Source organism: Microbacterium sp. NPDC079356, from assembly GCF_049545465.1.
GTDB classification, from domain to species: domain Bacteria; phylum Actinomycetota; class Actinomycetes; order Actinomycetales; family Microbacteriaceae; genus Microbacterium; species Microbacterium gawkjiense.
Window position 1 is genome coordinate 420,836 of the sequence record NZ_JBMWDN010000002.1, and the last position, 15,077, is coordinate 435,912.

A 15,077-nucleotide genomic window follows, 5' to 3' on the forward strand; every position below is an offset into this window, starting at 1 on the left:
CCGACCCTCACCCGGTCGGGTCGTTGTCCGTGCCGCGGGTTAGCCTCGGCGGGTGAGTACTTCCCGGTCGCGTCGTGTCGCCCTGGCGGCCGTGATCGGGATGCTGGTGCTCGCCGGGCTCTGGGTGGCGTGGTCGGCTGCGCCCGAGCCCGCTGGTGTTCCCGAGGGCGCGGGTGTTCCCGAGGACGCGGTCGCCTACACGGTCGAGCGGGTGGTCGACGGCGACACCCTCGTCGCGCGAGGGCCGGACGGCGAGGTGCGTGTGCGCCTCATCGGCATCGACACCCCCGAGGCCCGGCCCGAACCGGAGTGCGGAGCGGATGCCGCGACCGCCCGGCTGCGGGAACTCGCCCCCGACGGGAGCCGGGTCTGGGCGACCGCCGACCGGGAGCCGGTCGACCGGTACGACCGTGCGCTGCGCTACCTCTGGACGCCCGACGGGGTGTTCGTGAACGAGACGCTCGTCGCCGAGGGCCACGCGGAGACTCTCCGCATCCCTCCGAACACGCGCTACGCGACGCGGTTCGCCGACGCGCAGCGCACCGCGGAGGCGGACGGTCTCGGCCGCTGGGGGTCGTGCTGAGACCCGCGCGGCTACGCTGACAGGCATGGCGACACGCGGCGGACCCCAGCGCAAGGGCGGCCGCCCCGGCCTGGGCAAGGCTTCGGCGAAGACGTCTGCGAAGCCGAAGTCGCGCGCGAAGGCCGTGCCGGAGCCGGCGACCGTCGCGGCACCTCCCGCGGGACCGTTCCGGCTGGGCGCCGTGCCCGGCGCGACCCCCGGCAAGTGGATTGACACCTGGAAGACGCGGATGCCGCGCACGCCGCTCGAGCTCGTCCCCCTGCTCGTCGCGGAGCAGCGCGGGGCGTTCGAGCGGGGCGAGGTCGACGCCGCGATCGTGCGGCTGCCCATCGACCGCGACGGACTGCACGTCATCCCCCTGTACGAGGAGACGACGGTCGTCGTGTGCGCCGCGGACTCGCACCTGACCGCCGCCGATGAGCTGACCGTCGAGGACCTCGCCGGCGAGGTGCGGATCGTCCCGCGCGACGATGTGCTCGGCGTCGACCTGCCGGGAACCGAGGCGCCCCGCTTCGCCGCACCTGCGACGACGGGCGAGGCGATCGAGACCGTCGCCGCCGGCGTCGGGATGGTCGTCGTGCCGATGTCCCTCGCACGGCTGCATCACCGCAAGGACGTGACGTTCCGCCCGCTCGCGGGGGCCCCGGCATCCGCTGTCGCCCTGGCGTGGCCGGCGGACGGGACGACCGAGCTGGTCGATGCGTTCGTGGGCATCGTGCGGGGCCGCACCGCCAACTCGTCCCGCTGACACACGGCGTTCGGCCTCCGACCGGGCATTTAGACTGGACGGATGGCCCCGCTCGTCTACCTCTGCGTGCGCCCGCAGGTGGATGCCGCGGACGGCGAGTACGCGTCGTTCCAGCACGCGATGGGCGTCGACGAGACCGGGCTCGAGCGGTGGAACCTCGTCGAGGACGACCTGCCCGCCGACGCGTTCACCCGGTGGCGGGGGTTCGTGGTCGGCGGGAGCCCGTACAACACGACCGATCCCGCCGATACGAAACCGGTGGAGCAGCGGCGGATCGAGGCGGGCCTCGGTGCGGTCGCGCAGGCTGCCGCGGCGGGCCGGACGACCGCGCTGTTCACGTGCTTCGGGATCGGGGTCGCCTCGCGCGCGTTGGGCGGCGAGGTGACGCGGGACTACCCGGAGGGGACGGGGCCCACAGGCATCCGTCTCACCGAGGACGGTCGACGCGATCCGCTGTTCGGCGACCTGGCACCGGAGTTCAGCGCGCTGACGGCGCACAAGGAGGGCACCTCGCGGTTGCCCGCGAATGCCGTGCTGCTCGCCACGAACGACGACTGCCCGGTGCAGGCGTACCGGCTGGGCGAGCGGCTGTACGCGACGCAGTTCCACCCCGAGCCGACCGGGGTCGCCTTCACCGAGCGGATGACGATCTACCGCAACCACGGCTACTTCGACGCGGACGAGTACGACGCCGTCGCGGCGCTCGTGCTGTCGGCCGACCTCGCCGAGCCGCAGCGTCTGTTGCGCCGTTTCGCTGCCATGTTCTGACCCGGTCGCCGGGCATCTGCACGATGCGTGGTGCTGGTGTGCACACGCGAGCCGCGTGAGGCGACACCGACCCCACGGGTCGTGCGGACGTCAGGCGCGGGCGAGGGCGAGTTCGCCGCGGCGTCCGCGGATCCAGAGCGCGATCGGGACGAGCACGACGACGGCGGCCGCGATGAACGCCGCGATGGCGATCGGGGTCGACTGGGGCTCGGTCACGGTGCGGCCGACGCCGATCCAGAGCAGGCCCCACGCCGAGGCGAGGGCCGGGGCGAGGCGGCCGCCCGCGCCGATCGCGCTGGCCGCGGCGATGAGGGCGACGACGATGAGGACGGCGACGCCCCACGCGTTCGCCGCCCGACCCCACGACTCGGGGGCGACCTCGGTCGTGAGCCAGGCTGTCGTGTTGGCGACCGTCGCCAGCGTCACCCATCCGAGGTGAAGCCCCACGGTGACGTCTGTGAAGAACGTCTCGGCCACCGTCCGCGGCGGGTTCAGGACGAGGAGACGCATGGTCCAGCCGAGCGCGACGAGGAGCGCGACGATGGTCACGACGGTCAGCAGGAGCGTCGTGTACTGGGCCGCGAGCAGCCACAGACCGTTGAGGACGGCCGTCAGGGCGATGGGGTAGCCGACGCGACGCTGACGATCGCTGCCCCGCTGCGACGGCAGCGCCTGCCAGACCGTGTACGCGATCATGAACGTGTAGATGACGCTCCAGATCGAGAACGCGGAGCTCGCCGGCGCCAGCACGGTCGAGGTCGCGGAGAGCGCGCCGTTCTGCAGATCCTGCACCGGGGTGCCGCCGAAGACGCCCGAGCCGAACAGCGCGGCGATGATCATGAACGTCACCGCCGAGATGACGACGATCTGACGGGTCAGGTCGGAGGAGCGGGATGCGGTGGAGCTCATCATGGCGCGACGGTACGTCGCGCCCCGGCGGCGCAGCGAGCTCTTGACAGTCGGATGCCGGGGCGCCCGGCGCGGTCGCGGGTGTCACGGATTCGGATGTGCGCGCCGGATTCGGACCACACCAGCGGTTGGCATCCGAATCCGGGGACATGCTCCGAATCCGGCGCAGGTAGGCGCCGGCGCGACCTACTCCCCGATGACGACCGCGGAGTCCGGCGCGACGGCCAGCCGGTCGCCCTCGCGACCGGGGTCGGTCGACGCGATCCAGACGTCACCGCCCGGCACGTCCCACGGCTCGCTCGACAGGTTCACGACCACGCGCGCACCACCGCGTTGAAGCATGTACCGGTTGCCCGACGCCGTCGGCAGCACCTCGGCATCCCGCCCACCGGGACCGGGATGCGTCAGCTCGGGGCGCGAACGCCGCAGCTGGGCCAGCCGCCGGTACAGATCCAGCAGCCGCGCGTGATCGCCGACCTCGACCTCCGACCAGTCCAGCTTCGACCGCTCGAACGTCGCGGGCTCGTTCGGATGCGGCACGATGCTCTCGTCCCAACCCATCTTCACGAACTCCTCGATGCGTCCCTTCGCGGTCGCCTCGGCGAGCTCGGGCTCGGGGTGCGACGTGAAGAACTGCCACGGCGTCGACGCGCCCCACTCCTCGCCCATGAACAGCATCGGCGTGCCGGGAGCGGTCAGCGTCAGCACCGCGGCCACCGCCAGCCGATCCGTCGACAGCGTCGCCGTCAACCGGTCGCCCGCCGCGCGGTTGCCGATCTGGTCGTGGTCCTGCGCGTACGTCACCAGCCGCCACGACGCCGACTCGTCGGGCACCGGCTTGCCGTGATCGCGCTCCCGGAACGACGAGTAGGTCCCGTCGTGGAAGAAGCCCTTCGTCCACACCTTCGGCAGCGCTTCCGGATCGGCGAAGTCCTCGTAGTACCCCACCGTCTCGCCCGTCAGAGCAACGTGCACGGCGTGATGCCAGTCGTCCGACCACTGCGCCGTCAGACCGTACCCGCCGGCCTCGCGCGGCAGGAACATCACCGGATCGTTCATGTCGCTCTCGGCGATCAGCGTCAACGGCCGCCCGACGTGCGCGCTCAGTGCATCGGTCCGCTCCGCGATCTCCTGCAGGATGTGCACCGGCTGCGCGCCCGACTCGTGCAGCGCGTGCACCGCGTCCAGACGCAGACCGTCGACGTGGAAGTCCCGCATCCACATCAGCGCGTTCTCCACGATGAACGACCGCACGGCCGCCTCATCCAGGTTCAGGCTGTCGCCCCACGTGTTCCGCGACCCGTCCCGCAGGTACGGCCCGTACTCCGGCAGGTAGTTTCCGCTCGGACCCAGGTGGTTGTAGACGACGTCCTGGATGACCGCGAGACCCGCGGCGTGCGCGGCATCCACGAACCGCTGATACGCGGCCGGCCCGCCGTAGGTCTCCTGCACGGCGTACCACAGCACGCCGTCGTAGCCCCAGTTGTGGGTGCCGTTGAAGGCGTTCACCGGCAGCAGCTCGATGTGCGTCACGCCGATGTCGATCAGGTGGTCGAACCGGGCGATCGCGGCATCCAGCGTTCCCTCGGGTGTGAACGTCCCCAGGTGCAGCTCGTAGATCAGCCCGCCACCGAGCTGACGCCCCGTCCACGCGTCATCCGTCCACGAGAAGGATGCCGCGTCGAACCACGCCGACGCCTCGTGCACACCGCGCGGCTGCCGCCGCGACCGGGGATCCGGCCGCAGGTCGTCGCCGTCGCCCAGCACGAAGCCGTACTCGTCGCCGTCCGCGAGCACGACGTCGGCACGCCACCAGCCGTCGCCGGCCGCGACCATCGCCACGTCGTCCATCCCGGGACGGCGCAGACGCACCCGCTCGACCCGCGGAGCCCAGACCTCGATCACGATGCGTTCCCCTCGATGACATCCGCCGGCGCCAGCAGCGCGACGGGATAAGTGTCCAGCAGATCGGCCAGGCGCACGCGCCCACCCTCGACACGACGGTCGGTCAGCACGTCGACCATCGCACCGGCGCGCGTCAGCAGCTCGGTGTCGCCCCAGCCGCCGCGCGCGGCGAGACCGGTGGGCAGGCGCGTTGCCACCGCGACGGCCCCGCCGCGGTCGAACGCGACCGCGTGCTCGGCGGCGTCCCCCGCCGCCGTCATCGGCGTGTACCGCGTGAACAGCTCCGGGTGGTCGCGCTTGAGCCGCAGCGCGCGCGACACCACGAGCAGCTTCGCCGCTCCCGAGCCGTCGACGGGCGGCATCCACCCCTCGTCGAGACGCGCGAGCAGCCGGCGACGCTCTGCGAAGTCGACCTCGCGGCGATTGTCGGGATCGACGAGCGAGTGGTCCCACAGCTCGGTGCCCTGGTACACGTCGGGCACACCCGGTCCCGCCAGCTGCAGCAGCTTCAGCGACAGCGAGTTCGACCGGCCGAGCGGCGCGATCTCGTCGACGAACCCTTCGACGATCGCCCGCGCGTCGCCGAACGCGGCGTCGACGAGGTGGTGCATCTTCTCTTCGAACGCCTCGTCGGGCTCCGACCACGTCGTGCTGTTCCCGGCTTCACGCGACGCCTTCTCGGCGTACGCGTGCAGCCGCTCGCGCGACGCGGGCCACGCCCCCACGATCGCCTGCCACAGAAGGTTGTCGAACGGTCCGTCGCCCGTGGACGAGACCTCGCGCAGCGCGCCGAGCACCTCGGCCCACCGCTCCGGCATCTCGGCCAGCACCGACAGTCGCGCGCGCACGTCCTCGCTGCGCTTCGTGTCGTGCGTCGACAGCGACGTCATCGCCGCGGGCCACGCCGCCTGACGGTGAGCGGATGCCGCGTGGAACCCGTCGGCATCCACCGCCCACTCGGTCGGGTCGCCGCCCACCTCGGTGAGCGTGCCCAGCCGGGTGAACCGGTAGAAGGTCGTGTCCTCGACGCCCTTCGCCATGACGGGGCCGGTCGTCTGCATGAACCGTCGCGTGAACTCCGCCTCGGGCTCCGCGACCAGCCGGGCCGCGATCGCCTCGAAGGCGGCGGCGAGCTCGGGGCGCCGTCGCGACGCCAGCGCGACCGCCGCGTCGAGTTCCTCGGTTCCCGCCGGCAGGTACGCGCGGTACACCGGGAAGGCTGCGAGCAGCTCGGCGAGCGCGTCGAGCCACTGCTCGTCCGACGCTCCGCCGCGCTCGGCGGCGGGCACGAGGGCCGCGAGCCGCAGCACCTCGGCGTGCAGCCCGTCGGTCGCCCAGGCGAGCTTCGCCTCGTGCATCATGTCGGCGTAGTCGGCGTCCTGGCCGCCCCGCAGCCGGGCGTCGAGCTCGGTCAGCGCCTGCTCCCCGGCCGGATCGATCAGCACACGGTCGAGCACCGCCATCGCGTCGTACCCGGTCGTGCCGTCGGTCGCCCACCACGCGGGCAGCTCCTCGCCGTGCTCGAGGATCTTCTCGACGAGCACGTACGCGCCGCCGGTCGCATCCTCCAACAGGTCGAGGTATCCGCCCGGGTCGGCCAGACCGTCGGGGTGGTCGACCCGCAGTCCGTCGGCGAGACCCTCGCGGATCCACCGCACGATCTCGACGTGCGACGCGTCGAAGACCGCCGGGTCCTCGACGCGCACACCCGCGAGCGTCGTCACGGCGAAGAAGCGCCGGTAGTTGAGCTCCGCGTCGCCGCGCCGCCAGAACAGCAGTTCGTAGTGCTGCCGGGCGAGCACGTCGCGCACGTCGCCCTCACCGGTGCCGTCGGCCAGCGGGAACTCGTGGTCGAAGTACCGCACGACTCCCGCTGCGGCGTCGACCTCGATCTCGCCGTCGTCGATCGCCTGCTCGAGCTCACGGCCCAGCACCGGCAGCCGCAACCGCCCGCCGAGCGCCCAGTTGACGTCGAACGCGGCCGCGTGCGGCGAGTCCTGACCGCACCGCAGCACGTCCCACCACCACGGGTTCTCCCGCGGGGCGGACACGCCCTGATGGTTCGGCACGATGTCGATGAGGATGCCGAGGTCCGCCGCGCGAGCGGCGTCGCCGAACCGCTCCAGACCCTCCGCGCCACCCCGCTCGGGGTCGACGACGGTCGGATCGGTCACGTCGTAGCCGTGGTCCGAGCCGCTCGTCGCCTGCAGGATCGGCGACAGGTAGGCCCAGTCGACGCCGAGGTCGCGCAGATAGTCGGCGAGCTCGGCCGCGGCATCCAGGTCGAAACCCTTGCGGATCTGCAGCCGGTACGTCGACCGGGGAGTGCTCCGTCGCCCGGTCATCAGTGGGGCAGCTCGATCTGCGGCGCCTCAGCGGGGATCACGTCGATCGCGCCCGTCAGGGCGGCGAGCGAGGCCGCGACGGACGGATCCGGCTCGACGGTCTCCTGGACGTGGTCGCGCAGGACGACGAGCGCACGACCGCCGACCGAGACGGTGCCGCCCGGGTCGACGAGGGGGGCGTCTGCCGCACCGCCGGCGGTGTCGACGATCACCTCCCAGCGGGGGCTCGCCGACGCTGTCGGCACCGTGAAGTCGATGTCCTCGTCGCTCGCATTGAAGAACACGAAGAAGTGCCGGTCGTGGATCTCCTCACCGCGACGGTCGCGTTCGCGAATGCCGTCGCCGTTGAGGAACACGCCGACCGCGCGCCCGAACCCGGAATCCCAGTCCTCGGGCTGCATCTCGGAGCCGTCGGGGCGGATCCACGCGATGTCCGGGAGCGGAGCCCCCTCCTCGCGCCGCACCGGCCGGCCGTCGAAGAACCGCCGACGCCGGAACGTCGGGTGGTCGCGCCGCAACCGAGCGAGCACCGAGGTGAACTCGATGAGCGGCTGGTCGACGGAGCTCCAGTCGATCCAGGTGATCTCGTTGTCCTGCGCGTACCCGTTGTTGTTGCCGCCCTGCGTGCGGCCGAGCTCGTCGCCGTGCGCGATCATCGGCACGCCCTGGCTCAGCAGCAGCGTCGCGAGGAAGTTCCGCTGCTGCCGCGCCCGCACCCGCAGGATGTCGGGATCGTCGGTCGGCCCCTCGACGCCGTGATTGTAGGAGCGGTTGTGCGATTCGCCGTCGTTGCCGTCCTCGCCGTTGGCGTCGTTGTGCTTCTCGTTGTACGACACGAGGTCGCGCAGCGTGAACCCGTCGTGCGCCGTGACGAAGTTGATGGATGCCACCGGCCACCGCCCGTCCTGCTCGTACAGGTCGGCCGACCCCGTCAGGCGCAGCGCGAACTCGCCGAGCGTCGAGGGCTCGCCGCGCCAGAAGTCGCGGACGGTGTCGCGGTACTTGCCGTTCCACTCCGTCCACTGCGGGGGGAAGTTGCCGACCTGGTACCCGCCGGGGCCGATGTCCCACGGCTCGGCGATCAGCTTGACCTGGCTGACCACCGGGTCCTGCTGCACGAGCTCGAAGAACGTCGACAGGCGGTCGACGTCGTAGAACTCGCGGGCGAGGGTCGAGGCGAGGTCGAAACGGAAGCCGTCGACGTGCATCTCGAGCACCCAGTAGCGCAGCGAGTCCATGATCAGCTGCAGCGCGTGCGGGTTGCCGACGTTGAGGCTGTTGCCCGTGCCGGTGTAGTCGGTGTAGTACCGCTTGTCGTCGTCTTCGAGCCGGTAGTACGCCATGTTGTCGATGCCGCGCATCGACAGCGTCGGGCCCATGTGGTTGCCCTCGGCGGTGTGGTTGTAGACCACGTCGAGGATGACCTCGATGCCCGCGGCGTGCAGCGCCCGCACCATCGCCTTGAACTCCTGCACCTGCTGGCCGACGCCGCCGCCCGCCGAGTACGTGTTCTGCGGGGCGAAGAAGGCGATCGTGTTGTAGCCCCAGTAGTTCGAGAGGCCCTTCTCCTGCAGCGTCGAATCGTTGACGAACTGGTGCACCGGCATGAGCTCGAGCGCCGTGACGCCGATCTTCTTGAGGTGCTCGATGACGACGGGGTGCGCGATCGCGCTGTACGTGCCGCGGATGTCCTCGGGGATGTCGGGGTGCGTCATCGTGAGGCCCTTGACGTGCGCCTCGTAGATGACGGTCTCGGCGTACGGGGTCTTCGGCTGCCGGTCACCCTGCCAGTCGAAGAACGGGTTGACGACGACGCCTTTCATGTTTGCTGCGGCCGAGTCCTCGTCGTTGGTCGAGTCGGGGTCGCCGAACGTGTAGCTGAACACCGACTGCCCCCACTCGACCTGGCCGTCGACGGCCTTGGCGTAGGGGTCGAGGAGGAGCTTGTTCGGGTTGAAGCGGCATCCGTTGGCGGGGTCGTACGGGCCGTACACGCGGTAGCCGTACCGCTGCCCCGGCTGCACCGACGGCAGGTAGGCATGCCAGACGAACGCGTCCACGTCGATGAGCTCGACGCGGGTCTCCTGACCGCTCTCGTCGAACAGGCAGAGCTCGACTTTCTCGGCGCCCTCGCTGAACAGGGCGAAGTTCGTCCCATTGCCGTCGAAGGTCGCTCCCAGGGGGTAAGCGGAACCGGGCCAAACCTGCATGCGTACTCCCGTGTTAGGTAGAAGGCCACAGTACCCAGGCGAGGTCTCCACCCTCCGGCCCTTGACAGGTCAGCGCAGCGACAGCATGTCGTCGAGGTACGCCGCGAGGGGCCGCGGCGGCCCCGTCGTGCTCCACGCGACGTGGGGCACGCCGTCCACGAGGGACAGGATGCCGGAGCTCTCCCCGCGGTCGACGGCTGCGGCATCCATCTCGGTCCAGCCGAGGTGCAGCACCTCACCCTCGGCGAACCCGCCGCGGAAAGCCGCCGCGGCTCGCTCGGAGCGTGCCCGCTGCGCTTCGGCCGTGTACCCGCGGACGGCGTCGTGCCGAGCGCGCAGGACCTCTCCCGTGGCGAACACCCGGTCGTCGCCGATCAGCAGGACCCCGACATGCCACGCCTCGGTGACCGGGAGGATGCGAGGCGCGCGACCGATGCCGAGGATGCGGCGGTTCGCCGCCCAGTCCCCTAGTCGCTCCCGCGGGGAGCCGGCGAGCCGGGCGCGCGCCGCGTCGAGCAGACCGACCGTGGTCGTCGAGGCATCCGTCACCGTCGTCAGACGAGGCGGGTCGGCGCGACCGCGGCGCCGCCGCGGATCTGCTGATGCAGCCGCGCCATGCGCGCGTCGAGTTCGGCGGCGGCGTCGGCGGCGTCCTTCAGCTGGCCCAGCAGGTGCTCGGGCACCTGCCGCTCGTACTTGTAGTAGATCTTGTGCTCGAGGCTCGCCCAGAAGTCCATCGCGATCGTGCGGAACTGCACCTCGACCGGCACGTCGACCCGCCCCGTCGAGAGGTAGACGGGCACCTCGAGGATCGTGTGCAGGCTCTTGTACCCGTTGCCCTTGGGTGTCGCGATGTAGTCCTCGACCTCGCGCACCGTGATGTCGTCCTGCGCCGTGAGCAGGTCGAACAGCCGGTACACGTCGCTGACGAAGCTGCAGGTGATGCGGATGCCGGCGATGTCGGTGATGTGCGCGCGCACCGAGTCGAAGTCGGGCTCGATGCCGCGACGCTGGATCTTCTCGACGATGCTGTCAGGCGACTTCACCCGGCTCGAGACGTGCTCGATCGGGTTGTAGTCGTGCATCTCGTGGAACTCCTCGCGGAGGATCGAGATCTTCGTCTCGATCTCCTGCAGCCCGAACCGGTACTCCATGAGGAACCGCTGGAACTCGTCGCGCATCGCCCGGAGGGAGGACGCCGACACCGTGATCTGCTGCTCGTCGAGCGGAGTGGACATGGTGCGACGCTATCGGGAACCACTCTGAGCGTGCTGTGAGGGCGGCGCCGTCGTCGCCCTCGGCACGAGCGCCGTCGGCAGCCGCAGGTGCGTCGCGGCCGGGGTCGCCCCGCCCATCAGCTCGAGCAGCATCGTCACGGCCTCGGCGCCGAGGCGCTGCATCGGCTGACGGACCGTCGTGAGCGCCGGGTCGGACTGCGACGCGTCGGGCACGTCGTCGAACCCGACGACCGACAGATCGCCCGGCACCGACAGCCCGTGCTCGTGCGCGACGCGGATGACGGTCAACGCCGAGACGTCGTTCGCGGCGAACACTGCCGTCGGCCGGTCGGCGCGGCGAAGCAGCCGGGTCGCGGCTTCGCGGGAGATGTCCTCGACGTACTCTCCGACCCCGACGAGGCTCGGGTCGAAGGGGATGCGGGCGTCCTCCAGCGCGCGGCGGTACCCGCCCTCCCGCAGCATCGACGAGCGCAGGTCCGGTCGGCCCGCGACGAATCCGATGCGCCGGTGCCCGAGCGAGATCAGGTAGGCGACCGCGTGACGGGCGCCGGCGAAGCTGTCGGATTCGACGGTGGGGAGGTCCGCAGGTCCCGTGTGGGGATCGATGGCCACGACGGGCACCTCGGCGGTCACGTTGACGACGGTCGGCGTCACCATGATCACGCCGTCGACGAGCGTGCCGCTCAGCCGGCTGAGCGATCGCCGCTCCCAGCCCTGACTCGACACCTGACGCGACCCGCTGTAGGCGAGCAGGTCCAGCCGCGAGTCGCGCAGCGCCGCCCCGACACCCTTCAGCACCTCGGCCGAGAACGGCTCGAAGTCCGCCACGAGCACCCCGACGACCCCCGTCCGACGCGCGCGCATGCTGCTCGCGACGAGGCTCGACTCGTAGCCGAGCTCCTCGACCGCACCGAGCACACGCTGCACCGTCGCCGGCGCGACACCGTAGCGACCGTTGACGGCTTTCGAGACCGTGGCGACCGACACACCGGCCGCCGCGGCGACATCGTGGATGGTGGTGCGCCTGCGCATGCCTCGAAGCGTAGCCCCATGGAAAACATTTTCGAAAACGTTTGACGCCGACCACAACAATTCCGACACTGGAGCAAGCCCGGCACGCACCGCCGGGACCACCCGCACCTCGACGACCGAGCGTGCACTCAATGAGGAGATTGGTGATCACATGAGGACCAGACGGTTCGCAGTGGGACTCGCGGCCTTCGCGGCGGCGACCCTCGCGCTCAGCGCATGTTCGGCAGGAGGCGGCGGCGGCGGCGGCGGCGGCGTCGAGATGACGCTGTGGCAGAACTCGACCACCGGCCCCGGTCAGCAGTTCTGGAAGGACGCGATCGAAGCTTTCGAGGCCGAGAACGAGGGCGTCACGATCACGATGCAGTCCGTCCAGAACGAGGACATGGACGGCAAGCTCCAGACCGCGCTCAACGCCGGCGACCCGCCCGACATCTTCCTGCAGCGCGGCGGCGGCAAGATGACCGCGATGGTGAACGCGGGCCAGCTGATGGACCTCACCGACCTGATCTCGGACGACGTCCGCAGCGAGGTGTCGGAGGGTTCGTTCGCCGCCGAGACCTACCAGGACAAGGTGTGGGCCATGCCCCTCTCCGTCCTCCCCGGCGGCTTCTTCTACAGCCAGGACGCCTTCGACGCGGCCGGCATCGCGGAGAACCCGAGCACGATCGACGACTTGAAGGCCGCGGTCGAGGACCTGAAGGGCACCGGGATCGCCCCGATCGCCCTCGGCGCGAAGGATGCCTGGCCCGCCGCTCACTGGTACTACTTCTTCGCCCTTCGCGAGTGCAGCCCCCAGGTGATCGAGGAGACCGGCGACTCCAAGGACTTCAGCGACGAGTGCTGGACGCGCGCGGCTCAGGACCTCACGGACTTCGCCGCCATCCAGCCGTTCAACGAGGGCTTCCTGACGACCGCCGCCCAGCAGGGCGCCGGCAGCTCGGCGGGCCTCATCGCCAACCGCAAGGCCGCGATGGAACTCATGGGCGCGTGGGACCCGGGCGTGATCGCGTCCCTCACCCCCGACGAGAAGCCGCTCCCCGACCTCGCCTGGTTCCCCTTCCCGGAGATCTCGGGCGGTGAGGGCGAGCCGGGCTCCATGATGGGCGGTGTCGACGGCTACTCGTGCGCCGCGCAGGCGCCCAAGGAGTGCGCCGACTTCCTCAACTTCATCGCAGGCTCCGAGCAGCAGACGAAGTACTACGAGGCCTTCCAGTCGCCGCCGGTCAACTCGGTCGCGCAGGAGGCGGTGGAGGAGCCGTACCTGCAGCAGATCCTCGAGGCGTACAACAACGCACCGTTCGTTTCGCAGTGGCTCGACACGGTCCTCGGCCAGAACGTCGGCAACGCGCTGAACGTCGCGGTCGTCGACCTGCTCGCGGGAGGCAGCGACCCCGAGAAGTTCATCGCCGCCGTCAACGCCGCAGGCGCACAGGGCTGAGCATGACCGTTCGCGAGATGTCCGTCTCGGACACCCCTGCTCTCGCGGCGCACGCCGGGGGCGGCGACTCGTCGCCCCCGGCACGGCCGCGGTCCCGCCGCCGGCGGGGCCTCGGCTGGTCGGGGCGCCTCGAGGTGCTCCTGCTCGCCGGGCCCGCCGTCGTCTTCTTCGTCGGGTTCGTGATCCTGCCGGTGCTGATGGCCGCGTACTACGGCTTCTTCCGCTGGTCCGGGTTCGGGCCGGCCACCGAGTTCGTCGGGCTGAAGAACTACATCACGATCTTCAGCGACCCGAACTTCCAGAGCGCCCTGCTGCACAACGCCTTCATCGTCGTGATGTCGATCGTCTTGCAGGGACCGATCGCGATCCTGCTGGCACTGCTGCTCAACCGCAAGATGCGGGGGCAGTCGGTCATCCGCGTCCTCATCTTCGTGCCGTACGTCATCGCCGAGGTGGTCGTCGGCACCGGGTTCAGCCTGCTGCTCTCGACCAACGGTGCCGCCAACGGGATGCTCGAGAAGCTCGGTCTCGGCGGACTCGCGCAGGACTGGCTCGCCGACCCGGCGATCGCCATCTGGACCCTCATGGCGATCCTCACGTGGAAGTACGTCGGCTTCGCCGTCATCCTCTTCCTCGCGGGCCTGCAGGGCATCCCCGAGGAGCTCTACGAGGCCGCCGCGATCGACGGCGCGTCCTACTGGCAGATCCAGCGCCGCATCGCGCTGCCCCTGCTGGCTCCGACCCTGCGCATCTGGGCGTTCCTGTCGATCATCGGCGCGCTGCAGCTGTTCGACCTCGTGTACATCATCTGGGGTCAGTACGTCTCGTCGGTCGCCGGCACCAACACGATGGCGATCTACATGGTCGTCACCGGTCGCAACGCCGGGAACTTCGGCTACGGCAACGCCGTCGCCGTCGTGATCTTCGTCATCTCGCTCATCGTCGCACTGTTCTACCAGCGCTTCGTGCTCCGCCGCGACACGGCCGGGGCGATCACAGAGAGGGGCGTGCAGTGAGCGCCACCATGACCCTCGTCACGGCACCGCCCGTCGACACCCGCCCGCGGCGCGCGCCGAAGAAGGCGCTGCCGTGGGGCTCCCCCGTCGTCTACTTCGTCGCCCTCGTCGTCATCGCCCTCATGCTCGGGCCGGTGATCTACATCATCCTGGGCGGGTTCCGGTCGAACTCGGCGATCACGGTCGACCCGGCGGGCTTCCCCGATCCGTGGAACGTCGAGAACTACGTCGGGGTGATCACGAGCGGTCAGTTCTGGGGCCAGGTCGGCAACTCGACCATGGTGGCGCTCGCCACCACCGTCGGCGCCGTCGCCCTCGGGCTCGCCGCGAGCTACGTCATCGCGCGCTACAACTTCCGCGGCCGCGGCGCGCTCTACGCCCTGTTCGCCTCGGGGCTCATGTTCCCCATCACCGTCGCGATCACGCCGCTCTACATCGTGATCCGCTCGCTCGGGCTCATGAACTCGCTGCCGGGCATCATCCTCCCGCAGATCGCGTTCGCGCTGCCGACGACGATCATCATCCTGGTGCCGTTCCTGCGGGCGATCCCCGACGAGATCCAGGAGGCGGCGTCGATCGACGGCTGCAGCCGACTCGGGTTCTTCTGGCGGATGGTGCTGCCGCTCGCGGTGCCCGGCGTCATCACCGTCGGCATCCTCGCCTTCATCGGCAGTTGGAACGCGTACCTGCTGCCGCTGTTCATCCTCAACAACGAGGCGTCGTTCACGCTCCCACTGGGCGTGCAGGCGTTCTCGTCGCAGTACTCCGTCGACACGGCGCGCGTGCTGGCGTTCACCTCGCTGTCGATGCTCCCCGCACTGCTGTTCTTCAGCCTGTTCGAGCGGCGCATCGTCGGCGGCCTCACCGGAGCCGTGAAGGGCTGAC

At 70.4% G+C, this 15,077-nt stretch carries 13 protein-coding genes; 6 read left to right on the plus strand and 7 right to left on the minus strand.

The window, feature by feature from the left end; all coding sequences use genetic code 11:
- Positions 1 to 52: 52 nt before the first annotated feature.
- Genes ACPEH0_RS06855 through ACPEH0_RS06865 form a run of 3 tightly spaced genes read left to right on the plus strand, consistent with a single transcriptional unit; the run spans position 53 to position 2,099 of the window.
- Positions 53 to 583 carry a thermonuclease family protein gene (locus ACPEH0_RS06855; RefSeq protein WP_366213692.1) on the plus strand — a complete coding sequence of 177 codons (531 nt, stop codon included), beginning with the start codon at positions 53 to 55 and terminating at the stop codon, positions 581 to 583.
- Positions 584 to 608: 25 nt separating this feature from the next.
- Positions 609 to 1,331 (plus strand): LysR substrate-binding domain-containing protein, encoded by a 723-nt coding sequence (locus ACPEH0_RS06860; RefSeq protein ID WP_217529533.1) that lies wholly within the window; start codon positions 609 to 611, stop codon positions 1,329 to 1,331.
- A 42-nt stretch (positions 1,332 to 1,373) separates the two neighbouring features.
- A complete protein-coding gene (locus ACPEH0_RS06865; protein WP_217529535.1) occupies positions 1,374 to 2,099 on the plus strand; it encodes a glutamine amidotransferase-related protein in 726 nt (241 codons plus the stop codon).
- A gap of 90 nt (positions 2,100 to 2,189) precedes the next feature.
- On the opposite strand, the gene ACPEH0_RS06870 is transcribed toward ACPEH0_RS06865, so the two are convergent.
- From ACPEH0_RS06870 to ACPEH0_RS06900, 7 genes are all read right to left on the minus strand, one after another.
- Positions 2,190 to 3,008, minus strand: coding sequence for a tryptophan-rich sensory protein (locus ACPEH0_RS06870; protein WP_423719443.1), 819 nt, complete (start codon positions 3,006 to 3,008; stop codon positions 2,190 to 2,192).
- A gap of 186 nt (positions 3,009 to 3,194) precedes the next feature.
- The gene (gene treZ / locus ACPEH0_RS06875) at positions 3,195 to 4,859 is read right to left on the minus strand and encodes a malto-oligosyltrehalose trehalohydrolase (RefSeq protein WP_423719444.1); all 1,665 of its coding nucleotides are present in this window, start codon (positions 4,857 to 4,859) and stop codon (positions 3,195 to 3,197) included.
- Positions 4,860 to 4,909: 50 nt separating this feature from the next.
- A complete protein-coding gene (gene treY, locus ACPEH0_RS06880; protein WP_366213689.1) occupies positions 4,910 to 7,258 on the minus strand; it encodes a malto-oligosyltrehalose synthase in 2,349 nt (782 codons plus the stop codon).
- Complete coding sequence (gene glgX, locus ACPEH0_RS06885; RefSeq protein ID WP_366213688.1) at positions 7,258 to 9,468, minus strand: glycogen debranching protein GlgX; 2,211 nt, start codon at positions 9,466 to 9,468, stop codon at positions 7,258 to 7,260. Before glgX ends, treY begins: the two co-directional genes overlap by 1 nt.
- Before the next feature lie 69 nt (positions 9,469 to 9,537).
- Positions 9,538 to 10,017, minus strand: a complete 480-nt coding sequence (locus ACPEH0_RS06890; protein WP_217529545.1) for a glutaminase — start codon at positions 10,015 to 10,017, stop codon at positions 9,538 to 9,540.
- Between the two features lie 5 nt (positions 10,018 to 10,022).
- A complete protein-coding gene (locus ACPEH0_RS06895; RefSeq protein ID WP_217529548.1) occupies positions 10,023 to 10,706 on the minus strand; it encodes a GTP pyrophosphokinase in 684 nt (227 codons plus the stop codon).
- Between the two features lie 9 nt (positions 10,707 to 10,715).
- A complete protein-coding gene (locus ACPEH0_RS06900; RefSeq protein WP_217529551.1) occupies positions 10,716 to 11,738 on the minus strand; it encodes a LacI family DNA-binding transcriptional regulator in 1,023 nt (340 codons plus the stop codon).
- Between the two features lie 151 nt (positions 11,739 to 11,889).
- Here ACPEH0_RS06900 and ACPEH0_RS06905 point away from each other — a divergent pair, with 151 nt between their 5' ends.
- From ACPEH0_RS06905 to ACPEH0_RS06915, 3 genes are read left to right on the plus strand one after another with little or no spacing between them, the layout of a single operon-like run.
- Complete coding sequence (locus ACPEH0_RS06905) at positions 11,890 to 13,176, plus strand: ABC transporter substrate-binding protein (protein ID WP_366213687.1); 1,287 nt, start codon at positions 11,890 to 11,892, stop codon at positions 13,174 to 13,176.
- A 2-nt stretch (positions 13,177 to 13,178) separates the two neighbouring features.
- A complete protein-coding gene (locus ACPEH0_RS06910; protein ID WP_254631853.1) occupies positions 13,179 to 14,192 on the plus strand; it encodes a carbohydrate ABC transporter permease in 1,014 nt (337 codons plus the stop codon).
- 8 nt (positions 14,193 to 14,200) lie between these two features.
- Positions 14,201 to 15,076: a carbohydrate ABC transporter permease gene (locus tag ACPEH0_RS06915; protein ID WP_064003730.1), complete on the plus strand. Its 876-nt coding sequence runs from the start codon at positions 14,201 to 14,203 to the stop codon at positions 15,074 to 15,076.
- Position 15,077 lies beyond the last annotated feature (1 nt).

Bases quoted from the DNA above. Each gene is read 5' to 3' on its own strand.
- treZ (WP_423719444.1), bottom strand. From the start codon at position 4,859: ATGGACGACGTGGCGATGGTCGCGGCCGGCGACGGCTGGTGGCGTGCC.
- ACPEH0_RS06900 (WP_217529551.1), bottom strand. From the start codon at position 11,738: ATGCGCAGGCGCACCACCATCCACGATGTCGCCGCGGCGGCCGGTGTG.
- ACPEH0_RS06870 (WP_423719443.1), bottom strand. From the start codon at position 3,008: ATGAGCTCCACCGCATCCCGCTCCTCCGACCTGACCCGTCAGATCGTC.
- glgX (WP_366213688.1), bottom strand. From the start codon at position 9,468: ATGCAGGTTTGGCCCGGTTCCGCTTACCCCCTGGGAGCGACCTTCGAC.
- ACPEH0_RS06895 (WP_217529548.1), bottom strand. From the start codon at position 10,706: ATGTCCACTCCGCTCGACGAGCAGCAGATCACGGTGTCGGCGTCCTCC.
- treY (WP_366213689.1), bottom strand. From the start codon at position 7,258: ATGACCGGGCGACGGAGCACTCCCCGGTCGACGTACCGGCTGCAGATC.
- ACPEH0_RS06865 (WP_217529535.1), top strand. From the start codon at position 1,374: ATGGCCCCGCTCGTCTACCTCTGCGTGCGCCCGCAGGTGGATGCCGCG.
- ACPEH0_RS06860 (WP_217529533.1), top strand. From the start codon at position 609: ATGGCGACACGCGGCGGACCCCAGCGCAAGGGCGGCCGCCCCGGCCTG.
- ACPEH0_RS06915 (WP_064003730.1), top strand. From the start codon at position 14,201: ATGACCCTCGTCACGGCACCGCCCGTCGACACCCGCCCGCGGCGCGCG.
- ACPEH0_RS06905 (WP_366213687.1), top strand. From the start codon at position 11,890: ATGAGGACCAGACGGTTCGCAGTGGGACTCGCGGCCTTCGCGGCGGCG.
- ACPEH0_RS06910 (WP_254631853.1), top strand. From the start codon at position 13,179: ATGACCGTTCGCGAGATGTCCGTCTCGGACACCCCTGCTCTCGCGGCG.